This window comes from Desulfatibacillum alkenivorans DSM 16219 (genome assembly GCF_900142135.1).
Lineage (GTDB): Bacteria > Desulfobacterota > Desulfobacteria > Desulfobacterales > Desulfatibacillaceae > Desulfatibacillum > Desulfatibacillum alkenivorans.
Window position 1 is genome coordinate 65,320 of sequence record NZ_FQZU01000022.1, and the last position, 21,178, is coordinate 86,497.

The 21,178-nt window shown below is 53.9% G+C and carries 17 protein-coding genes and 1 pseudogene; 7 read left to right on the forward strand and 11 right to left on the reverse strand.

Going from position 1 to position 21,178, the window contains the following annotated elements:
* Positions 1-178: 178 nt before the first annotated feature.
* Positions 179-874, forward strand: coding sequence for a hypothetical protein (locus tag BUE18_RS16795; RefSeq protein WP_073477352.1), 696 nt, complete (start codon positions 179-181; stop codon positions 872-874).
* 436 nt (positions 875-1,310) lie between these two features.
* Positions 1,311-2,537: an adenylate/guanylate cyclase domain-containing protein gene (locus BUE18_RS16800; RefSeq protein ID WP_073477353.1), complete on the forward strand. Its 1,227-nt coding sequence runs from the start codon at positions 1,311-1,313 to the stop codon at positions 2,535-2,537.
* Here BUE18_RS16800 and BUE18_RS16805 read toward each other — a convergent pair.
* The 3 genes from BUE18_RS16805 to BUE18_RS16815 are packed head-to-tail and all read right to left on the reverse strand — an operon-like array spanning position 2,497 to position 7,303.
* Positions 2,497-5,955 (reverse strand): response regulator, encoded by a 3,459-nt coding sequence (locus BUE18_RS16805; protein WP_073477354.1) that lies wholly within the window; start codon positions 5,953-5,955, stop codon positions 2,497-2,499. The two genes, BUE18_RS16800 and BUE18_RS16805, sit on opposite strands and share 41 nt — an antisense overlap.
* An 11-nt stretch (positions 5,956-5,966) precedes the next feature.
* On the reverse strand, positions 5,967-6,878 hold the full coding sequence (locus BUE18_RS16810) for a DUF2156 domain-containing protein (RefSeq protein ID WP_073477355.1): 912 nt from the start codon (positions 6,876-6,878) through the stop codon (positions 5,967-5,969).
* Positions 6,879-6,886: 8 nt separating this feature from the next.
* Positions 6,887-7,303, reverse strand: a complete 417-nt coding sequence (locus BUE18_RS16815; RefSeq protein WP_073477356.1) for a GNAT family N-acetyltransferase — start codon at positions 7,301-7,303, stop codon at positions 6,887-6,889.
* A gap of 503 nt (positions 7,304-7,806) precedes the next feature.
* Here BUE18_RS16815 and BUE18_RS16820 point away from each other — a divergent pair.
* Positions 7,807-11,025 carry a cache domain-containing protein gene (locus BUE18_RS16820; protein ID WP_073477357.1) on the forward strand — a complete coding sequence of 1,073 codons (3,219 nt, stop codon included), beginning with the start codon at positions 7,807-7,809 and terminating at the stop codon, positions 11,023-11,025.
* A gap of 97 nt (positions 11,026-11,122) precedes the next feature.
* Here BUE18_RS16820 and BUE18_RS16825 read toward each other — a convergent pair whose 3' ends face one another.
* The 3 genes from BUE18_RS16825 to BUE18_RS16835 all read right to left on the reverse strand — a co-directional run bounded on the left by BUE18_RS16825 (position 11,123) and on the right by BUE18_RS16835 (position 14,742).
* Positions 11,123-12,442, reverse strand: a complete 1,320-nt coding sequence (locus BUE18_RS16825; RefSeq protein WP_073477358.1) for an L-cysteine desulfidase family protein — start codon at positions 12,440-12,442, stop codon at positions 11,123-11,125.
* A 357-nt stretch (positions 12,443-12,799) separates the two neighbouring features.
* A complete protein-coding gene (locus BUE18_RS16830) occupies positions 12,800-14,107 on the reverse strand; it encodes a M20/M25/M40 family metallo-hydrolase (protein WP_073477359.1) in 1,308 nt (435 codons plus the stop codon).
* Between the two features lie 71 nt (positions 14,108-14,178).
* Positions 14,179-14,742, reverse strand: coding sequence for an L-2-amino-thiazoline-4-carboxylic acid hydrolase (locus tag BUE18_RS16835; protein WP_244549335.1), 564 nt, complete (start codon positions 14,740-14,742; stop codon positions 14,179-14,181).
* Positions 14,743-14,973: 231 nt separating this feature from the next.
* Between BUE18_RS16835 and BUE18_RS16840 the strand changes: the two are divergent.
* A pseudogene (locus BUE18_RS16840) lies at positions 14,974-15,352 on the forward strand (ISNCY-like element ISDol1 family transposase); the annotation flags it as partial.
* Positions 15,353-15,365: 13 nt separating this feature from the next.
* Here BUE18_RS16840 and BUE18_RS16845 read toward each other — a convergent pair.
* Positions 15,366-16,790 carry a trypsin-like peptidase domain-containing protein gene (locus BUE18_RS16845; protein WP_083611089.1) on the reverse strand — a complete coding sequence of 475 codons (1,425 nt, stop codon included), beginning with the start codon at positions 16,788-16,790 and terminating at the stop codon, positions 15,366-15,368.
* A gap of 216 nt (positions 16,791-17,006) precedes the next feature.
* Here BUE18_RS16845 and BUE18_RS16850 point away from each other — a divergent pair, with 216 nt between their 5' ends.
* Genes BUE18_RS16850 through BUE18_RS16860 form a run of 3 tightly spaced genes read left to right on the forward strand, consistent with a single transcriptional unit; the run spans position 17,007 to position 18,758 of the window.
* Complete coding sequence (locus tag BUE18_RS16850; protein ID WP_073477362.1) at positions 17,007-17,708, forward strand: RNA polymerase sigma factor; 702 nt, start codon at positions 17,007-17,009, stop codon at positions 17,706-17,708.
* A complete protein-coding gene (locus BUE18_RS16855) occupies positions 17,698-18,252 on the forward strand; it encodes an anti-sigma factor (protein ID WP_073477363.1) in 555 nt (184 codons plus the stop codon). Before BUE18_RS16850 ends, BUE18_RS16855 begins: the two co-directional genes overlap by 11 nt.
* Positions 18,249-18,758 carry a hypothetical protein gene (locus BUE18_RS16860; protein ID WP_073477364.1) on the forward strand — a complete coding sequence of 170 codons (510 nt, stop codon included), beginning with the start codon at positions 18,249-18,251 and terminating at the stop codon, positions 18,756-18,758. The genes BUE18_RS16855 and BUE18_RS16860 overlap by 4 nt, the downstream gene beginning before the upstream one ends.
* 55 nt (positions 18,759-18,813) lie before the next feature.
* Here BUE18_RS16860 and BUE18_RS16865 read toward each other — a convergent pair whose 3' ends face one another.
* From BUE18_RS16865 to mlaD, 4 genes are all read right to left on the reverse strand, one after another.
* On the reverse strand, positions 18,814-19,194 hold the full coding sequence (locus tag BUE18_RS16865) for an HNH endonuclease (protein ID WP_280173704.1): 381 nt from the start codon (positions 19,192-19,194) through the stop codon (positions 18,814-18,816).
* Between the two features lie 72 nt (positions 19,195-19,266).
* The gene (locus BUE18_RS16870) at positions 19,267-20,049 is read right to left on the reverse strand and encodes an MlaA family lipoprotein (RefSeq protein WP_073477365.1); all 783 of its coding nucleotides are present in this window, start codon (positions 20,047-20,049) and stop codon (positions 19,267-19,269) included.
* Positions 20,050-20,078: 29 nt separating this feature from the next.
* Positions 20,079-20,675: an MlaC/ttg2D family ABC transporter substrate-binding protein gene (locus BUE18_RS16875; protein ID WP_073477366.1), complete on the reverse strand. Its 597-nt coding sequence runs from the start codon at positions 20,673-20,675 to the stop codon at positions 20,079-20,081.
* Positions 20,676-20,727: 52 nt separating this feature from the next.
* Complete coding sequence (gene mlaD, locus BUE18_RS16880) at positions 20,728-21,174, reverse strand: outer membrane lipid asymmetry maintenance protein MlaD (protein ID WP_073477367.1); 447 nt, start codon at positions 21,172-21,174, stop codon at positions 20,728-20,730.
* Positions 21,175-21,178 lie beyond the last annotated feature (4 nt).

Consider the following 21,178-nt stretch of genomic DNA (forward strand, 5'->3'; position numbering starts at 1 on the left):
AGCGCTTGAAATACGCCCGCGCCATTGATATATGTTTAATAGTTCGTAAAATTAAGGCCTTGGGGTTGTCTATCCGTACACTTTCAAGACACGCAGTATTATTCCAAATACATAGCCGAGGAGACGGGGACAGGCTGTTAACGCAGGCCCCAAATCCGCTCGGCCGGGAGGGAACGGCATGAAGATCAGGGGGGGAATCCGGTTTACATTCACTGCATTAATCATCGCCTTGTTGTTGGGCCTATGGGCCGGCTCCGCCGCAGCTGCGGAAAAGTTCAGCCGTCTGGACAAGTGGGAGTATTTTGCCATGCTCCAATACAATGGCGAAGACACGGTTCGCACTTACGTCCCGGCCTATGACGAACTGAGAGCTTACGGCACGGTGGAGCAGGAAGCCGAGGCCAGCTACGGCGGCGGGTTTGGCGTGGGCAAGACAGTCACCGACTACCTGAACATCAACGGGACCTTTTTTTATAATTACGTGGACCTGATCAACCGGGGCTCCAAGTCGAACACGTTCCAAATTAATTCAAGCGAGGCGTTTAGAGAAATATACTGCACGTCCCATCATTGGACCGTCTCCCTAAATGCCGAAGGATATCTTTTTTCCAATAATTTTCCGGGCACCGCCCTGCACCTCACCCCCATGATTATGGGCGGGGTCGGCACCCGATACATCCACGGCCAGTGGGGCCGCACCAACCTGAAAATCCGGGACTACATCCTCACGACCACAGCGGGCGTCGGCCTGAGATGGGATTTTAGCTCCTATTTTGTGAAGGCTTTGTACCAATCCACATGGTATCGGATGACCGACACCGAAGATTCTTACCAGACCAAAGGCTACACCTGCCAGTTTGGATGCGCTTTTTAAAAAAAAATCCGAAATGATTTTGGGACGCCGGAAAACCCGAAACAATTTACGCAATAACGGAACGCCCTGGTTTACGGAAGCAGACCAGGGCGTCTATTCCGGTACGCCCGCCCAGCTTTTTTTCCTGATGCCCTGAAAAATATTTTTGCCTGCGGCCGCCTTGCAGGGCGGGGGATTGCTCCGGGCTGTGGACTCCGGGGCATAATACGAGCAAGCCATAATCCCGCCGGGCGGCGAAGGCGACTTCTCAAATTCGGGCGGGGACAGCGGCCGGCTAAAAAATCGGGCAAAAAATGCCGATAGCTGCTATAAATCCGTAACGGTTCCCGAAATTGCGATGTGTAAAAAAACCGTTTCCACCGCCCTTTGCCGGATAAGGCGCCTTGCAATATGCGGTTTCTTAAACTAAGATCAGGCAACCCTTGAGCCCGGGAACATGAAAGACAATACACCGAACAAGTTCTTTTCCTTCATCACACAACCGCCGGAGAGCACGCCCTCCAGGCTTCAGCAGTTTTATTTTTTTTCCACCTATGGGTATTGTGCAGGGGGGGTGCTGTACACAGCTTTTTGCATTTATCTGATTCAACAGGGAATGCTCCCTCTGGCGGGAACATGCGGCGGCTTGGCGGCTCTTTTTGCGCTGGGTGTGGTTCTGAATACTCGCGGACGTTTAAAGGCCGGCATGCTGTTTGTCATATTCGGCCAGTGCGTGCAGGCCTGGGCCAGCGTTTATATTTCGGGCTACACGGGGTTCCACCATTACCTGATTCCCCTTATGGTGATGTCTCTGTTATATCCGGGCCGGAGTAAGATGCAAGGTGCGGCCCTGGGCCTGATCGTGGGCTTGGAATTTGCGGCCCTCACCCATTTGGCCCCCAGAACCTCCCCGGCGTATCTGACTTACATTCAGACGGCTCAGTTTTTAAGAGGCGCCAATTTGTACCTTAGCCTGTTCAGCATGTCCATGGCGGCCATTTATTATGGAATCGCTTCGGAGCAATCCAGAAAAAAGCATGAACAGCATGAGGAGAAAACCCGCACTCTTCTGCATAACGTGCTTCCCGAGGAGATTGCGGAAAAGCTTGGGAGCCGGCCTGGAATCATTACCGAGGAGTTTGAAAACGTAAGTATCTTGTTTTCTGATATTGTGGGGTTTACGACGCTCTCCCGCACTATGCCTCCGGATGAGGTAGTTTCTTTGCTGAACAGGATATTCTCCCGGTTTGACGATCTGGCCGGCCGTCATGGGATGGAAAAAATCAAGACCATCGGCGATGCTTATATGTGCACGGCCGGAATTCCCCAATTCCGGGCCGACCATGCCGAATCCGCCGCCCGGATGGCCCTGGATATGATGAGGGAGTTTAACCGGGTGGCCAGGGAGATAGGCCAGCCGCTCCAGTTGCGGATTGGCATAAATTCCGGGGCCGTTGTGGCCGGAGTCATTGGAAAAACGAAATTTTCGTACGATTTATGGGGAAATTCGGTGAACGCGGCCTCGCGCATGGCTTCCCACGGCATGCCCGGAGAAATCCAAGTAAGCAGCAGCACCTATGATCTGTTGAAGGAAAAATTCGTCATGGAGGAGCGGGGACCGGTGGACATCAAGGGGATAGGGCTTATGACAACGTTTCTATTAAAGGATTCACGCGCCGGATGAAATCCGCCAGCTCCTTTTCCAACCGATTAAACAGATCGTCCTGCCTGGCCCAGTCATCCAGGGGCGCCAAATCCTCCATTTGCCTCAGAACCTCATAGACCTGGACGGCGCCCACGTTGCCTGCCGCGCCTTTTAGATGATGAGCTTCCGCCCTCAGGGCCCCCTGATCCTTCTTTTCCAGGGCCTCTCTGATCAACTCCAGCTGTCTCATGGAATCTGTGATAAAAATGTTCAGGATGACGCTCATCTGGGACAGGTCTCCCTGAAGCCTGTCCTCCAGGCCCGGGCGATCAAAAACGCCTTGAGGTTTTTCCGGCTTCCGTATAAGCGATGCGGACGCGCCGCCAAGCCGGCCGGCCATAACCGCAGCTAGGGCGGCGGGGTCGATGGGCTTAGTTATGTAGTCGTCCATGCCCGCTTCCAGGCATTTTTCCCGATCCCCTTTCATGGCCCTGGCTGTCATGGCTACGATAGGCGTGGCGGGATCCAGAACTTTATGGCGGCCGTCCCGGATTCTCCGCGTGGCTTCCAGGCCGTCCATGACGGGCATTTGGATGTCCATGAGGATAATGTCCACCTGCTTTTCGGCCAAAAACTCCAAGGCCTCTTGTCCGTTTTCCACAACCAGGGTTTTGTATCCCAATTTTCTTAAAATGCCTTTGGCGACCATCTGGTTGACCTGGTTGTCCTCCACCAAAAGCACGGTGAATTCGGAAGCGTCCGGCTCCGGTTTTGTTTCTTGCTTCGGGGCCGCTGCACAGGTTTCCGGCGCATTGCCGAAAAGATCCAACAGCAGGTTGTACAGCTGCTTCTTCCGGACCGGCTTGGTTAATACTGCTGCAGCGTCCTGATTGGACTTGGCCGCCTTGACGCCGGGAGCGCCCAGGGGCGTCATGAGGGCCAGCCTCGCCCCTTCGTAAGCGGAATTCTCCTTGATGCTTTGGATCAGGGTCGGCCCGTCCATGTCGGGCATGGCCTGATCCACCAGCACTGCGTCAAAGGACGCGTGCTTATCCACGGCTCTTTGGAGTTGTTCCAGGGCGGAACGGCCTCCGGAAGCCTCCCGGCACAGGCAGCCCCACTGACCCAAAATGAGACTGATGGAAGTGCGAGTCGCCGGGCAGTCATCCACGATCAAAATCTTTTTATCGGCGAGACATGGATCGATTGCGGACGATTCGTATCCGGCGCCCTGCTCCTGCAGCGCAAACGAAGCGGTAAAACGAAAATGCGCCCCCCTGGCCTCGCGGTTTTCCGCGATGATCTCCCCGCCCATCAGGCGGACCAGGCTTTGGGATATGGCCAGGCCAAGTCCGGTGCCGCCGAACTTTCTGGTGACCGACGAATCCGCCTGGGCGAAAGCTTCGAATACGGTTTCAATTTTATCCTCGGGCAGCCCGGCGCCTGTATCTTTGATGGAAAACAAAAGGGTGCACTGAGCTTCATCCCTTGCCGTCAGGGAAATTTCCAGAGACACCTCCCCGGCGTCCGTGAACTTGACTGCATTGCCGACGATGTTGACGAGAACCTGTCTCAGGCGGATGGAATCTCCAATGAGCGCGTCCGGGACGTCCGGGTGCATGATGCACACGTATTCCAAACCCTTTTCATGGGCCTTGACCGCCAGGACGTCGCCCATGGCCTCCAACTCGGCTTGAAGGCTGAAAGGCGCTTCCTCCAATTCCAGCTTGCCGGCCTCCACCTTGGAGAAATCCAGGATGTCGTTGATAATCGTGACCAAGGCGTGGGCGCTTTTTCTCACGGTTTGCACAAAAACGGTTTGCTGGCCGTCCAGGGGCGTGTCCAAAAGCAGCGCGGCCATGCCGATAATGCCGTTCATGGGCGTTCGGATTTCATGGCTCATGTTGGCTAAGAACTGGCTTTTGGCGTTATTGGCCACAAAGGCTTCGTTGGCCAGTTGCTCGGCCTGCTGTATGGAGGCTTCGAGTTGCGCGTTGGCCTCTTCCAAGCGTTCCTTGGCCGCCAGCAGCTCCTGCTGGGCCTGCCGGCGCTCGGTGACGTCCCGCATGACGCCCACGATTTTATCAGGGGCGCCGTTTTCTTTTAAAACAAGCCGGGAGTTGAGGGAGAAGTCCTTAAAGGCGCCATTCCTGTTTTGGAGCCTGACTTCAAAATCGCGCACTTCGCCCTGAGTGATAATGCGGCGCAGAAAATCAGCCCTGGCCTCTTTGCCCATCCGAAAGTCGCCCACAGCCCGTCCCAGGACGTCGGTTCTGCCGTATTCCGACACCCGGCTGATGGAGGGGCTTATTTCCAGGACTGCCCCGTCCAGGGAAGTCTCGAAATAGACGTCCTGGATATTGTCGAAAATCGTCCGGTATTTTTCCTCGGCCTCTTTGCGCCTGGCAAGCTCGGCCTCCAGGTCCTTCCGGCTTTTGATAATGTTGGCGCGGACTTTGTTCAGATCCACAAAAAAATACAAAAACAGGCCCAGTGCAATGGCGCCGCATAATATAAGGAGGACGACTCGGGCGGTTTTGAAAGCGGCGGCCTTATAAGACACGTCCAAAAGCAGGACCGCCAGCCCCATGAGGTTTTTATCATCCGCACTCAATGGAAAGGAGGCCGGCAGATACACCTTGTCATCGATTTCAATTAACGAGACCCGGGCGCTTTGCCTGATGCCGTCCTTCTTCAGCAATTTGTGCAGGCTTTTTAAGAACTCGGCGGAGGAAGGCTTTTCAGGCGCAAAAAAATCATTGTCGAGCCAGGCGCCCGGGTTTTCATGGGGCTTGTACGCTTCTTCCCAGGCTTTTTGGTCCAAATAATCCTTATTAAGAAGGACGAACATGCGATGCCCCAAAATCCGGGAGCATTCCTCCACAACGTATTGGACGTTCTTGCCTATTTCCAGGTAGCCCAACAGGTTGTTTTCCCCTTCAAAATAGACCGGCAATACCCGGACAAGATACAGCTTCCCGGAAGGATCCAGGTCAAAGCCTGTGTGAGGAACCCCGGAGTGAACAGCCGTCGCCATTGTCTTGCCCGGCATGGCGTCTATACAGCCTTCCGGGTCATCCAGGCTGACCAGGCATCGGCCGTCAGCGCCCCAAAAAGCGAGGCGATCCACCCTGTTTTGTTCATTCAGGCTGTTAAAAAGAGGTTGGGCTTGTTTTTGAAGCAGGGCCTGAGAGTTGTCTATCCAGGCGTCAAAAATGCGTTCGTCCCTGGACAAAAAAATAGCCAGCCTGGAAAGCGTGGCGCTTTCCAGGGCGGTTTCCTTTTCGTATATGCGCGCGGCAGCCTGCAACTCGGTGACTAAAAGGCGTTGGGTGTAGCGGTCGCCCACCCATTTCAGGGTGTAAGCGGATAGGGCAAGCATGACAAGCAGGGCCATTCCCAAGGAAAAAAGCATACGCCTGCGAATGTCGCCGTCCTGCTTGCTATACGAGCTCATGCAGCGCCCCTTTAACGAAGGATGAGCTTATACGAATGAACCATTTTAACGGGATAATAAGATTGTTTGGCATGGGCTAATCCCGGCAGATTCATGTCGCTTTCCTTATTAATAAACTCGTAGCCGTCAAACAGACGCGCTGCGCTCTCTCTGTCCAGATACTGATACAGGCCTTTGACGTCTGCGTCGGCCTTTTCAAAATTCAGGTTGCCCATGCTGGAAGTCAAATGCGAGCCGATGGCAAAGGCCCGGATCTCTCCGTTCACGCGCACCACAGTTCCCTTAAAACGCAGCTGGGTCCAGTAGCGCAAGGCGTTCTGTACGGCCCGTTTTTCACAGGCCAGATCATCTTCCATGTCTCTGCCGCAATCCCTTTGCCGGCACCATTCATCCAAAAAGTCATGGCACTCGGCGGTGTGCTCCTCCTGCAAATCCTGAATCTCCACCTTGCCCTGATTGATGTAATTCTTTTTGAACTGGTTGATGAGATTCCGCTTTTTGGAATATTTCGAGCCCTTCAGGGTCGCCAGGTCCTCGGTTGCGTAAATGTAGTCATGGTATTCCACATGGGAGCGCACGGAAAACAGGGAGGATAAACGTTCCCGTCCGTATTTGGCGATGTAGGCCTTGGACACGAAGTGAAATTTCCCGATTCCGGCTTTGTCGGCGAATTTCGCCAAGTCCTCGGGCGTGAACTCCCTGCCCGGAGCAATAGGCAGAATCATGTAGGGATTTTTTCTCTTGTCTGCAAACCGGACGCACACAACCAAGGCGTCGTCATGGACGTCCCAATAGGGGGAATAGCCTTCGTTGTGCCATACCATCATGGAGTCCAGCGAATAGGCGCACAACTCATGTTGCATGTTCTTAAAAAAGGGTTGAACCCGTTGGTAGTCTTTAGGTCTTACCGGCCGAAAATTCATGAAATAATCTACTTCCTGGTTTTTAACATGGGGGTGGCCCCGGGCATTTCTTCAAATCCCAGAGGGGTGTAAAAAGGAGCAGAGCCTTTCTCCGCTACCACGCCGATCCAACGCAGGCCGTCGCCGTGCACCTTTTCCGTCAACTCCTGCACGATTAAACGGCCGATGCCCTGCTTCCGGAAATCAGGATCCACCAGCACGTCCTGCACATATGCATCGCTGGCGCGGTCGCTGATAGCTCTTCCAATGCCGACGATCCTCCCTTCCACTTCAGCCGCAGCAAAATAATGGCTTCCCTGGATAATGCGAACGACCAAATCCGGACCTTCCTTCCCTTCCTCCCACCAGCCCTGGCCTTTATAAAGCTCCACAATGCGGGCTACTTCCTCTTTAGTTGGCGATTGCAAAAAACGTATCGTCTTCATACTCCACTCGTTCCATATATAAAAGGGGCGCAAGCCCCTCTTAGTCTCTCCGCCTTTGATTCTTAAAGATAACAACCCAATACCCAAAGGTCAAGAAGGAGGTCGCCATGGAAAGCCGGAAGCCGCATGAAAATCATGGCATTTCAGGGGTATCGGCCATTGAGCCCAGGTTCTTTAAGGCTGTTCCAAACGGCATTGCATCATTTAGGCTACCTCGCTTATTGCACGGCCAAAGCGCCGGCAGTTGATATGTCCCCCTGCCTTGCAGGTGCGAGGCATCCTTTCCATGCGGACAGATTCCGGGACCACCCTTAGGGACAAACAAAACTTGGCCTGGCGGTATAAATTGTGGTTTAATTTCCGCATGTAGCTGCCGATACCCCATTGAGTTGGTTTCCTCTAAAATCCAATATCATACCAGCATATACGGCGGGCAGGGAGCGGCTCTGCAGCGTGAGGGCGAAGGACGCCCCGCAACAACTCTTTATTCATACGGAGAACCTATGGCGCCAAGAGATCCAAACAGCCTGAGAAATCTTTTTTTGCGTTACATGGCGGCCATTGCACTGGCTTCCCTTGTCAGCTGGACTTTGGTCCTGGTTTATAGCGATTATGCAGCCTTCAGGAAGCAATCCGCCGTCATGCGTCAGGAATTCATGGATCAACAGAAGGCTTTGCTGAGCTCCAAGGTGAATGAAGTCAGGGACTACATCGATTACAACGGAAACCTGACGGAGAAACGGCTGAAAGAATCCCTGCAAAGCCACGTCAATAGCGCGCATGATATAGCCTCCGGCCTGTACAACGAGTACGCAGCCTCCGAGCCTGCGGAAAAGGTCCAAAATATGATCAGGGAGGCTTTAAGGCCCATTCGCTTCAACCAGGGCCGGGGGTACTATTTCGCATTCAATCTGGACGGTGTTGAGGAGTTGTTTGCGGACCGTCCTGAATTGGAAGGCACAAACATGCTTTCCATGGTTTCCGACGACGGTAAATATGTGGTCAAAGACATGCTCTCCCTCTGCCGCGAAAAGGGAGAAGGATTTTACACCTATTATTGGACCAAGCCGGGCGAAAAGCAGGGCAGTTTTCCCAAGATCGCCTATGTAAAGCTATTTGAGCCCCTTGGATGGGTTATAGGCACGGGCGAGTACCTGGATGACTACACCCACATGGTTCAAAGCGAGGTATTAAACCGCATAAAGGATCTTCGATTTGAGCCCGCCGGGTATTTTTTCGGGAGCACTTTTGACGGCGACTCTCTTTTCTCCGCAGGAGAGATCACCGTTGAGTCCGGAAGCATCCAGGACTTGACGGACCCTAACGGCGTAAAAATCATCCAGGAGCAGCAAAAGGCGGCCAGGAAGCCCGGCGGGGGGTTTGTTCGTTATTCCTGGCATAGGCCGGGATCTGATGCTCTTTCTCCCAAAATATCCTATGTCCTGGCCGTTCCCCAATGGGAATGGATCATTGGCGCCGGCGTTTATCTGGATAGTATCGAGCCCGCCATAGCAGCCAATGAAAAGGCGCTTTTAAGTGATCTGAGAGTCAAAATACTACGAAGCCTTATCGTTTTATTTGTTCTCTTGGCTATCGTCTTTGCGGCGTCGCGCATGGTTTCCGGCAATATTCAGGCGTCCGTCCAGTCCCTGACCCGTTTTTTTCAGCAGGCGGCCAGGAAGTCCATCAGTATAGACACCGACGACCTGCACTTCTCGGAATTCAAGGACATCGCCCGGCAAATCAACCTGATGCTGGTTGAAAGAAAACAAGCCGAAGAAGAATTGAAAGCCAGTGAAAACAAATGGCGCAGCTATGTGGAAAATGCGCCTTACGGGATTTTTACGGCCGACAGGGAGTGGAGATACATGGACGCCAATCCGGCTGCTGAGCGGATAACCGGCTACACCAAAGAGGAACTTTTTAAGCGAAAGGTTCCCGACTTGATTGTTAAGGAAGAGAACAAAGACCCCAACCAAAACTATAACGCGTTTCTTTCCCAGGGCGCTTTTAACGGGGAATCAATAATCAGGCGTAAAGATGGAAAAATCAGAAATATAAGCATATGCGCCGTTCGCTTAAGCGAGGACCGTTTCTTGGCGTTTGTTGACGATATAACCGAACAAAAACAGGCTCGGCAGGAAATATGGAAAACCAATACCTTGCTTACGGCGGTTATCAAGCAAGCTCCATTTGCAGTGCAGATTCTGGAGGAAAAGGACGGTCTTATCAGCGTCGTCATAGAAAATGACGAGTCGGCCAGGCTTATGGGAGAGTGGTCACAGGGACGGGACAACATTGACTCTAAAGTTTCGGAATCGCTTGACGCGCGTTTTTTTACCATTGACGGACACAAGGAAATTCCCCTGGACCAAATGCCCGGTCCAAGGGCTTTTCGGGGGGAGGCGGCGGCCAACGAGGAGTATTTGTTCAGGCACGCGGACGGAAAGGAGATTATGGTGGAGGCCAGCGCGTCTCCGGTTTACGATAGCGGGGGCAAAAATATCGCCGTATGCGTTACTTTTCATGACGTCACGGAGCAGCGTAAAACCGAGCAGGAAAAGGCGGAGCTTAAAGAGCAGATTTACCAGTCTCAGAAAATGGAGTCCGTGGGAAGGCTTGCAGGCGGAGTGGCCCATGATTTCAACAACATGCTGAGCGTCATACTAGGCTTTGCAGAAATGGCGCTGGATCGCATGGATGAGAATAACGAAATCTATTTAGATTTAAAGGAAATTCATACTGCAGCCCTGCGGTCCGCAGACCTGACGCGCCAATTGCTGGCCTTTGCCAGAAAACAGGCCGTTGCTCCAAAAGTTCTTGACCTGAACGATTCCATAACCAACATGCTGAAGATGCTGCGAAGGCTCATTGGGGAGGACATAGAACTGGAATGGCGGCCTGGCCCGGACCTGGGGGAGGTAAAAATCGATCCCTCGCAACTGGATCAGATTTTGGCGAACCTTTGCGTCAATGCCGGACAGGCCATAGAAGGAGGCGGCAAGGTCATCATCCAAACCGAGCAAGCCGTCGCCACCTCCAAGTTTTGCGCGATGCACCGCGACTTCACGCCGGGAGAGTATTGCCTGATTTCAGTCCAGGACAATGGCCAGGGCATGGATGATGAAACGCTTAAGCGCCTTTTCGAGCCCTTTTACACCACCAAGGAACTGGGCAAGGGGACGGGGCTGGGCCTGGCTACTATTTATGGAATTGTTAAGCAGAATAACGGAGTCATAATCGTAGACAGCAAAAAAGGCTGGGGTTCCGTTTTTAAGGTCTATCTGCCCAAATGCGAAAACCCGGAAAAGGGGAGGGAGACCAAGGAAGTCCAGGAAATCCGCCATGGAAACGGAGAAACAATTCTGCTGGTTGAAGACGAAGAGTCCATCATGAAAATGGGGGAAAGAATGCTTTCCAGGCTAGGATACAAGGTCATGGCCGCAAGCAATCCCGAAGAAGGGCTGCGCCTCGCCGAACTGCATGAAGGCGCAATAGACTTGCTGGTCACCGACGTCATCATGCCGGGAATGAACGGGAAGGACCTTGCCGAAGCCGTTCAAAGGCTGCGCCCGGATTGCAAGGTGCTTTTTATGTCCGGGTACACAGCCAGCGTCATTGAACAGCACGGCGTTCTGGATGAAACCACGCATTTTGTCCAAAAGCCCTTTGTCTACCGGGATCTGGCGAAAGGCGTGCACGACGCTTTGCACAGTGGGTAGCTGCGCGGTTTTTGTTCAGCTTTTTGCACGAGGAGACCTTGCGTCTACTTGGCGAGAAGACCTTGCGACAACGAATGGATGCATCATGTTCCTTTGATTAGCCTGGCGAAAACTGCTTCTCCAGCATTATTTTCAGGATGGTGCGGTCCGTTTCAATCATGCCTTCCGTGCTTAGAGCGCCCAGGTTTTGGGTGGTTTTTTCCAGCGAAGCTCCGATGATGCCGTCCGTCTCCATGACTTTCACCCCCTGGAGGGCGAAAAGCGCCGCTTGAACCGCCGTCCCGGCGGCTGTGGACAGCTTGAAGGCGCAACCGCTTTTGGCGCCGTCGCAAATAATGCCTGCCAGGTCTTCCATCAGGTTTTTAATGGCGTCCGCAATATGATTGGCGTTGCCGCCCATGAGGTAGGTCACGCCGGCCGCTGCGCCCGCCCCGGCGGCCACTGAGCAGCCGCACACGGCGGATAAGCGCCCGGTAAAGGATTTTACAAAGGCTGTGACGATATGGCTCAGGCCGATGGCCCGGAGCATGGATTCATGGTCGCTCTCCAGGTATTTGTGGACCGCCTTGATGGGCAGAATGGCTGTCAGTCCGTGGTTGCCGCTGCCGGCGGACGACATGGCGGGCAGGTTCACGCCCGCCATTCTGGCGTCCGCCGCAGCCGAGGTCAGTATGCGGGCGTCCAGAATCATATCCCGGGCAATGAGGCGCTGCCTCACCAAGCGGTCCAGGGTTTTGCCCACGCCCAGACCAGGACCGTGTTTCAACCCGTAATCGGCCAGCTTCATATTGGCGTCCAGGCCTTCTTCCAAAAAGGCCAGGTCTTCGGCATCCAGGTCATCCAGCAAGTCCATCAACTGCTGCAGGCTGAGACCTTTCAACCAATGCTCCAATTCCCCGGCCCTGGCGTTTTTGCTGGATTCTTTCGGGGCTATTAAAGAGGAATTCTCGACCTGCTCGCCGTCCAAAGCCAACTGGGTAATGTTGTCGTGCATGGATTCGACCACAGCCTCGGCCCTGCTTTCCCCAGCCATGACAATAACCCTGATGAACAAGCCTTTGTGGTCGGCGAGAAGATTCAGCCGAACCTTGCCGTCCTTGATAAGGGCCCGGGCTTGTTTGACATCCTCGGGGCCGGTCTCGCCCAGGACTTCCAGGCTTTTGGCCGGATTTCCGCCAATAGCGCCCAGGGCGGCGGCCATATCCAGACCGCTCAGGCCGTCCGTGCCCGGGATGAGGACCGCCAAGCCGTTTTTGAAGATATTGGGGTCCACCTGCACTTCCAAAGCCTCGATGGACGCTTTTTCAGGCAGGAGGGAGGCCGCGGCTGCGGCGCACAAGGCTACAGCGGCGGGCTCCGTGCAACCCAACGCAGGAGCCACCTGGATGCTTAATATATCTTTAACTGTAAAAGCCATATACCCGTTCCTCCAGCCGCAGAAAACGGTCGAATGGTAATTGCATTACCGAGGCGACAGATCCTGCGCAATTAAGAATGAGGCAATAATCAGCCCAGTATTGAGCAATGGAGAGTTTATATGTGCGTCCATAACGCTTTTTTTTATGCCCACAATGCACACCCTGCCTCCCATGAAAGAAACCAGAGCCCGAGAAAACCGCTCAGCAAGGCCATCCACAAAATATTATACCCGAGATGGGAGCCGCCCATGATGCAGGAGGCGCCGCGCCGAGCCCCATGGAGGAGGCCGCCGGAATGGCGGTCGGCCCTATCATGGACAGGTTTTTAATCAAACCCTTCTTTTTCATGCGCTCTCCTATCCTGCCTTACACAGTGCAAGAACCACGTCCGTGAACGCCTCGGCGCCCTGAACCAGGTTCTCCTCTGAAATTTTTTCGTCAATCCCATGAATCATTTTCAAATGCTCCATGGGAACCGTGACAGGAAAGACTCCGTAAGCCTCCATGCCTTTGGCCCGGAAAAAGCGGGAGTCCGTGGTGCCGGCGGTAAGCGAGGGGGTGACAATGTCTTCGGGAAATCGTTTTTGCAGCGCATCTTTGATGGTCAAATAATCCGGATGATCCAGTGGAGATGACGTGGCCGGGAAATTCATGACCTTTTCGACTTCCACGGCGTCATCAGCCAGCCATTCCTTAACCTGGCCGACAAATTCATCGGCGTCCTGGCCTGGAAGCAGCCGTGCGTCCAACTGGGCGACCGCCTTGCTGGGGATTACGTTGCCGCTTTCACCGGCCCTGAGCAGGTTCAGGCTGATGGTGTTTTTAAGCATGGCGCCAAGCTGGGGCATGGCCGCCAGGCCGGTTTCCGTCAGAATGCGCACCAGGGTGTCCGGGTTTCCGTCTTCCACGTAGGGGGCGAGGAAATCCCATTCACAGGCCATGTTCTTGAAATATTCCCCAACCACGGGGGCGACTTCCAGCGGACGATCCACGGTTAAAAGCCTGTTTAACGCCTTGACCAGCTCCTCCAAGGCGTTTTGGCCGTGAGGCATGGATCCGTGGCCCGGAAGGCCCGCCCGGCTTAACTTCAGCCAGCACGGCCCTTTTTCCGCCGTGGAAATCATGTGCAGGGTTTTGGTCGGGAGGATTCCTTTAACGCCGAAGCCTCCTTCGTTAATCACAACCCCGCCGGCGAAATCTTCCAGGTAATTATCCGTCAGAAACCGGGCGCCGTGGGCGCCGCCGGTTTCCTCGTCAGCGACGGCCAGGAAAATCAGGTCCCTGCACAACTCAACGCCCTTTCGCTTCAATTCCAAGAAAGCTACCAACTCCAGAATTCCCAGGCCCTTCATGTCCAGGGCGCCCCGGCCGTGGACGAATCCGTCCTTTATCTCGCCGCTGAACGGGTCGAAGCTCCATTCGGAAGGATCTGCAGGCACAACGTCCATATGATTCAGCAGAATCAAGGGAGGCTTCTCGCCCGTCCCGGGCAGGACGGCTTTTAATGACGCCCGGCCCGCATGGGATGAATAGATCTTACAGGAGGCCTCATCATGAATAAGGACCTTTTCCAGAAACCCCGCCGCCTCGCCTTCATTGCCGGGCGGATTGGTGGTGTTGATCCTGAGATATTCGGACAGTAACTGGATTGCTTCGTGTGTCATAAGACGCCTCCCTTGATTATCCGAAGGGCGATCCCTTTCGGACGGCTGATTGCGTTCGGGGCGGGGCAGCATTACTCCTCGATTTCAAATCGAAAATCGCAGTAGTCCGCCCCTTCCATTATGGTCTGTGTTCGGGTGAATTTAATTTTTGGGTTGAACCCCTCCATCAAGGCGAAATCCCTGCCGCAGCCCAGCAAGCAGCCGAATTTTTCCAAGCCGTGCTCTTTGTACATTTCGGCGTACTTGCAGCGGGTGACATTGACCGCCGCCTTTTTTTCCGAGGCCTCCACGATGTCGAACTCCAACGCTCCTCCCTGGCTGAACAAGGGCAGGGCGCGCTGTAAATGCTCCATGGTGTCGCCTCCTGCAAACATCTTTAGCATTTTGCCGGCTTCCAAAGCCAGCTTTTGGATAACCTTTTGGGCCACGGCCTCCGAGGCTTCCTTGCCGAACTCCTGGGAATAGGCTTCGATCAGCGGCGACGCGATCAGGGCTTCGATCTCCCTGCGCACGATCAAGTCCACGCTGTTTATGTCCTGGGCCATTTCTCCTCCTCCTTCCTCTTCCTGTTCTTCAGCCTCAGCCTTCTTCGCCTTGGCCGGAACCAGATCCTTCAGCACCTTGTTTTTATTCATGGGGTCCAATACCAGCGTCTGTCCATATAGGATAACTTATTAGTATTAAAACTAAAATCGCGCAAAATGGAGTGGATTTTTCTTGCTGGATATGGTATTTAGAAAGCGCCAACCAACTAAAATCATAACCAAAACAAGAAAGGAGCCAAAACCAGAATGCGCGAAATCCGTCAAAAACAAATGCCGCTGACGCCCGCCTGTCACCGGGACCTTGAACAAGCCAGGGAGTTGGCGGCTATCGTCAAAGTCCTGTTCGGCTGCCAGTACCGGTCCCTGGCTTTTTATTTGACGGATTCGACCTGTTTGAAAGCCTTTTACCGGATCGGCATTGGCCAGGAGTATAAGAAGTCCACGCTGCAAAAAAACATCAACGCCCTTTCGGCAGAGACCTGGGAGAAGATCAACCGCCTCATCCTGGGCTATGCCGAAAATCGAGGCGGGGCGGGAGATCCGCATTGACTGCACGGTGGTGGAAAGCAACATTCACCCTCCCACGGACTCCACGCTTTTGTGGGACGCAGTCCGGGTTCTGACCCGGCTTCTCACAATGGCCAGGGATCTGGGCGTTCCCGGACTTTGCTTCCAAAGCCACACGCGCCGCGCCAAGCAATGGAATTCCGACCCTAAAAATCCGGAGGCAATCCACCAGCCTTTTCCGTCTCCCATTCCCTGGTTGCTGAATTGAGGGAGAAAACCGTCAGCGGAGATGTGTGCAAGTCCAGGATTAACAATTCCACGGTCGCCGGGGCGTACAGGAATTGATCCTTGAAAGCCATGGAAATTTTTTGGTTATGCTTAAGCGCGGATGCGAGCCTGATGAAGTCGTCCAAGTCCCTGACGGGCTGGCCGTTTATTCCCTGCACCACAACGCCCTTACGGTCCGGGTTGCGCGAAGAGGAGTACCCCACGCTTCCGAATGTGGAGCCGAGTTCTGCCTGGCTCAGGTAAACGCCGCCGCTTGCAATGTCCAAATCCAGCCTGATCTCCGGGGTCAGGGGATGAAAAGTTCCGCCTGCAAAGGTTGCAAAACGGGTTATTTTATACTCCTCGGCATTCAGCACAGGAATTCGGGCGGTCATTTTTTTATCCCTGCGATAGAACTCCAGAGTTAGTTCACCGCCTGTGCGCTTATCCACTATTTTGTCAAAACGGTATAACCGGTCGCCGATGGGGGCGCCGTCTACGGAGTAAATGACGTCTCCGGCCTGAAGCGCTTTTTCGGCAGGAAGGGTGCGGATCACGGATTTCACCATGAGGCAGTATTTCAGATCTCCAAAATCGCTCCGCATGGCGTCTGCAACGTCCTGAGGCAAGCCCAGATGCCCCACGGCGTCCGCGGTTTTAACCAAGTCTATCTGCACCCCGATTTCCCCCCGGACCGGCGCTTTTTCCCGGGCCAGATCGGTCAGCTTGTCTTTAATGTAATTGACGGGGAGTTCGAAGCTGGACGTGTCCGTCCCCTTAAAATGAAGGCCCACCACCTCGCCCTGCTGATTAAAGACCGGGCTGCCGCTGCTTCCCCCTGTGCGGTCGAAGCTGGTCTGAAAAGTCAGGGAATGCCTGTCCCCCTTGTTTTTCACCAAGTCCACGACAACGCCTTTTTTTACCGAGTATTCCTCGCCTTCATTATTGCCGATAAGCGTGACTTCGTCGCCCGTTTTCAGGGAGAAAAAATCTCCCAGCCGAACCTCCTCGATTTCCGAACTCACGGAAGCGGGGTCGAACGAGACGATGGAAAAATCGTGCGTGGCGTCGTAATATTCCACTCTGCCTAAAGTGGATTCGCCGTCCAGGAAGGTTATTTTAATCTGGGAGGGGAACTCGCCCGCCACGTGCCTGTTGGTTATGATCAGCCCTTTGTCCTTATCGGCGATAAATCCGGTGCCGGAAAAACGCCCGGCCTCGCCCAGTCCAAAGTATTTTGAATAGCTGACTTGCAAGTTAACCACGGCCGGTTTCAGGTCGGCGGCCATGCCGGCATAAAGCGCAGCCGGAACGAGCAGGAAGGCCCAAACTACTATGGAGGCTCGAACAATTTGTTTTTTCAATATATTTTCCTTTTTTAAAAAGATGCGCCGAACCTTTTTGTCCTTAGCCCCTGTATGGGCGTCTTTGCGCCTACCACATTTGCCGAGTTTTGGCAAAATGCGCTTTTTCGTCACTTTAAAACATCTTTTCAATTTCCTTGTAAACAATCCACCGCCCCTATGCGTCTAAATATACAAAACCTGCACAATATGCAGGGCGCTTGCCAGGAACGGAACATGGAGATGCAGTTGGGAGAAACAGGCGTTAACAGGGAAACAGCCAAGTGTACAGATCCTCTGATTTGTGGTTTAATTCAAACCATGAAACCAAAGAACTGCGAAACTCTTTCCTCCGAAGAGAACAGGCTGATTTCCCTGGTCAGGCAGGCCCGGTCGGGAGACCGGGCCGCCTTTGATCAACTGGTGCGCCTGCACCACGAAAGGATCTATCGGATGGTCTTTTTTCGGTCTAAAAAGCAAATGGACGCCGAGGACTTGTGCCAGGAGGTTTTCGTCAGGGCGTTCAAGAGCCTGCCCAAGCTCAAGGAGGCGTCCAAGTTCACGCCTTGGCTGTACGCCATTGCAGGAAACACAGTGCGGGATTATTACCGAAAAAGAAAAATCCTTTCCCTGTTCCAGTCAGAGCCTGACGTGCAGCCGGAGGAGGATCCGAACTCCCATGAGGCCGCGCAACCTCTCGGCCATGTACTCCAGAAGGAGTTCTGGACGCAGGTTGAGAAATTTTCCAAGAATCTGTCCAAATGGGAAAAGGAAATTTTTTATCTGAGATTTATGGACCAACTGACAATCAGCGAAATTGCCGAGGCGACGGGTAAAAGCGCCAGCGCCGTCAAAACGCACCTGTATCGGGGCATCGACAAATATCGCAAGCAATCCGGCGCCTTCGCCAGGTTTATGGAGGACCGTCATGAGCAATGAGAATCGGCACCTGACAGACGACCTCGTTTTAACCAGCATTGTGGACTTAGACGACCTGCCTGCGCAAAGCAGGAAGCATCTGGAGTCCTGCCCGGCTTGCCGGGAGCAACGGGATCTGCTGATGAACAGCCTGTACGGTTTGGGCGATGCAGCCAGGTCCTTTTGCCCTCCTGCGCCGTCCATGCCCAGGGCCTGGGCGTCCGCGTCCAAGGCGAGTTGGCTGTCCTTCTTGTTTCAGCCCAAACCTATGTTTGCGATAGCCGGGGCATTGGCCAGCATAGTCCTCGCCCTTGTTCTTTTGCCCATGCAGCAGCCTTCTGTCCGGAATCACTCCAGTGGAGCGCCTGACGCTGCGGTCATAGAAACGCAAGTTTTTATGGAGGACGTCTACGACGTAGGAGAAAGCAGCCTGCCCCCGGTCTTCATGGACCTGGCGGGAGAGACATACACCGAATGGGACCAGGATTTTTATGATTTTCTGGTCCCTGAAGCGGATTATGAAATTATTTCACTTGGCATTGATGTGAAAGGAGCACTGGCATGAAGAAGATCATTATTGTTGCAATTCTGGCGGCAAGCCTATTACTGCCTTCCCTGGCCTTTTGCACGGGCGCCCGCAGCATGCCCCGTGACGGCTGGTGGCGCAGACCCAGCATAGCGCAGGCCATCAATCTTACGGATGAAGAAAAGGCGAAGCTGGAGGCGGCTTACATCCAAAGTCAAAGAAAACGGCTGGACCTGAAGGCTGCGGCTGAAAAAGAACAGTTTGAGCTGGAAGTCCTTCTGGAAAGCGCTTCCGATAAGGAAGTCATGGCGCAATACGCCAAGATGACTGACGCCAGGAATAAATTTGGGGAGGAAATGTTTCGGTTTATCCTGGAAACCCGTCAAATCATTGGGAAAGAGCGGTTCAAACAAATTAAGGACATGGCCAAGCAATGGCGCAAGGACGCCAGGACGCGCAGTTACAGGAACCAGCACTGGGGAAACGACCCCAGGTTGAGCCAGCCAAATGCTGCGAAGCCGGGCGCCCAGCAGGCAGCCCAATAATCTAAATCATGCAGACTAACCGGGGAAGCCATGCATCGCATCTTCCCCGATTTTTTTATGCAGAGTCATCCTCCCCGGCTTCCGTCTTTTCCGTGCGATCCTTATCCAGCGACTCCAGGTATTGTTCCCACTCCATGGGTAAAAGATACTTCTTTTGGTTATTGCATTCTTTGCAGGCGCAGACCACATTGCCCTTGGTGGTCTTGCCGCCCCTGGCGACGGGGACGAGGTGGTCCATGGTCAGGTCCGAAGGCTTGAACTCGCGGCCGCAGTAATGGCAGACGCCCTTTGCAAGCTGCCGCTTCCACCATTGAGACGCACGCATCTCCCGAGCCTTTTCCCGTTCCGCCTTGAGGGCGTCTTGCCCGTCGTCAAAGCCTCCGAAGGCCATGAATTCCTTGTGCGAGGCTCTTTTATTCCTGCGAGATTTTCCCATGACTATCCTGCAATGCAAAAGGGGCGGAAGCCCTACAGCCCCCGCCCCCTCCGATATCAGTTGTAAGCCGCCCTACTCTGCGATTTTCTTTTCCCGGAGTTGTGCGTATCCATTCTTCATGGCGTCGTAAGGATCCAGGGCCGCTTGCTTCAAAGCCTCATAGTCGCCGATGCGTAAAGAGACGGCGTTAAGCTGCTCGCCTCCCCAGACCATGGCGGAGGTCTCCCACTGGTCAAAAATGTAGGTTCGAGGATTAAGCCAATAGTCGGCGAGCATGCCCGTCCCCTCCCTAACGTAGAACGGCCCCATGCCGGGCAGCACCACGTAAGCGCCAGGGCCTACTCCCCAGACAGCCAGGGTCTGGCCAAAATCTTCATCAGCCATTTCAAGCTCGTGATACTTGAGCGCCGGATCTCCCAGGCCGCCGAAGCCTACGGTGGTATTGACCATAAACCGTAGCGTTTCCGTACCCGCCTTTTTGGGTTTCCCCTGAAGCAGGCAGTTCACCATCCGGACGGGATATTTTGCATTGGTGAAAAAATTGTCCACGCCTACCCGGAAGCCGGTGGGCGTAATGGCTTTATACCCCTGGGCCAGAGGCTTGAGGCACCAGAAGTACAGTTTATCGTTCACCACGAACATAGCCCGGTTAAAGGGCTCAAGAGGGTCGGCGACCTGAACAACCTGGATGCCGTCCTCTTCCTCGTCTTCCAGGAAGTCCATGTCGTCGTCCAGGTATTCGTCGCTATACTCATCGCTATATTCGTCGTTTGCCTGTTCCTGCGCCATGAGGCTTTGAACCGGCCAGGAAGCCAGGACCAACGCCATTGCCAGCAGCAATACAATCTTTTTCACGGGAAGACGCTCCTTCGCCCTGTCAGGGCCTATTCGCTAAGTTTCTTTTCCTTCAGTTCCTGAATAAGCTCGGCCGGTTTCATGTTCATGAGTTTTTTATCGAACTGGGACCGGTAATTCTTGACCAGGCTGATGCCTTCAATCTTGACGTCGTAAACTTCCCACTTTCCCTTTTTATTCAACATGCTGTAATCCACGGGGATTTGCATGCCGGGGCGTTGGATGACGGTTTGGACCACGGCCTTGTCATCCTTGGAGCCTGCTTCCACGCCCAGATAATCGATGGTGTCGCCTTCGTATCCGGTCTGAATGCGGGACAGGTAGGCGTCTCCCAGGACCCTGGAAAAAATCTCGGTGAAATCTTTGCGTTCCTCGGGCGTAAATTTTTTCCAGTTTCTTCCCACGGACCGTTTCGCCACTTCCACAAAGTTAAAAACCTCTTCAATGCAATCCCACAGGAGTTCGCGCTGCTTTTCAGCATTTTGCCCGTCCGCAAACTGGGGGTCGTTCAGCACTGCCATGGCTTTATCCAGAGGGGCCTTGACGGCCTCCAAGGCGGGGTCTGCTGCGAGGGCCGGAGCGGAAAACAAAAACAAACACAATATTGCTGCAATAAACTTTTTCATGAGTCGATCCTCGTCTATTCAGTTTTTCGTTAAAACGGCGTCAAAGCGGGGTTTACACGCTTCCGAATGCGTACTTGCTGATGAGCTCCATGATGTCTATGGCGGATTCGGTCTCTTCGATCTGGTCTCCGTCCTGCAAAACTTCGTCGGCGCCGCCCGGAGTCAGCTTGATGTACTTGTCGCCGATGAGGCCGGCGGTGCGCACGGAGGCGATGGTGTCCTCGGTCAGTTCGATGCCCTTATCCACCTGCAGCGTCACCACGGCGACCAGATCCAAGGGATCGATGATCACATTGGACACCTTGCCGACTCCCACGCCGGCGATTTGCACGTCAGCGCCGGTCTTGAGGCCTTCCACGGACTGAAACCTGGCGGAGACCTGATAGGTATCCCCCCCCAAAACATCCATTCGGCCGACCTTGACCGTCAGGTAGGCCACACACAACAGGCAAACGAGCACAAAAACTCCTACCACCAGCTCTATGGATTGCTTTCCCATTTTT

Coding starts and splice junctions, on each gene's coding strand:
- BUE18_RS16795 (WP_073477352.1), top strand. CDS start 179: ATGAAGATCAGGGGGGGAATCCGGTTTACATTCACTGCATTAATCATC.
- BUE18_RS16800 (WP_073477353.1), top strand. CDS start 1,311: ATGAAAGACAATACACCGAACAAGTTCTTTTCCTTCATCACACAACCG.
- BUE18_RS16805 (WP_073477354.1), bottom strand. CDS start 5,955: ATGAGCTCGTATAGCAAGCAGGACGGCGACATTCGCAGGCGTATGCTT.
- BUE18_RS16810 (WP_073477355.1), bottom strand. CDS start 6,878: ATGAATTTTCGGCCGGTAAGACCTAAAGACTACCAACGGGTTCAACCC.
- BUE18_RS16815 (WP_073477356.1), bottom strand. CDS start 7,303: ATGAAGACGATACGTTTTTTGCAATCGCCAACTAAAGAGGAAGTAGCC.
- BUE18_RS16820 (WP_073477357.1), top strand. CDS start 7,807: ATGGCGCCAAGAGATCCAAACAGCCTGAGAAATCTTTTTTTGCGTTAC.
- BUE18_RS16825 (WP_073477358.1), bottom strand. CDS start 12,442: ATGGCTTTTACAGTTAAAGATATATTAAGCATCCAGGTGGCTCCTGCG.
- BUE18_RS16830 (WP_073477359.1), bottom strand. CDS start 14,107: ATGACACACGAAGCAATCCAGTTACTGTCCGAATATCTCAGGATCAAC.
- BUE18_RS16835 (WP_244549335.1), bottom strand. CDS start 14,742: ATGAATAAAAACAAGGTGCTGAAGGATCTGGTTCCGGCCAAGGCGAAG.
- BUE18_RS16850 (WP_073477362.1), top strand. CDS start 17,007: ATGGAGATGCAGTTGGGAGAAACAGGCGTTAACAGGGAAACAGCCAAG.
- BUE18_RS16855 (WP_073477363.1), top strand. CDS start 17,698: ATGAGCAATGAGAATCGGCACCTGACAGACGACCTCGTTTTAACCAGC.
- BUE18_RS16860 (WP_073477364.1), top strand. CDS start 18,249: ATGAAGAAGATCATTATTGTTGCAATTCTGGCGGCAAGCCTATTACTG.
- BUE18_RS16865 (WP_280173704.1), bottom strand. CDS start 19,194: ATGGGAAAATCTCGCAGGAATAAAAGAGCCTCGCACAAGGAATTCATG.
- BUE18_RS16875 (WP_073477366.1), bottom strand. CDS start 20,675: ATGAAAAAGTTTATTGCAGCAATATTGTGTTTGTTTTTGTTTTCCGCT.
- mlaD (WP_073477367.1), bottom strand. CDS start 21,174: ATGGGAAAGCAATCCATAGAGCTGGTGGTAGGAGTTTTTGTGCTCGTT.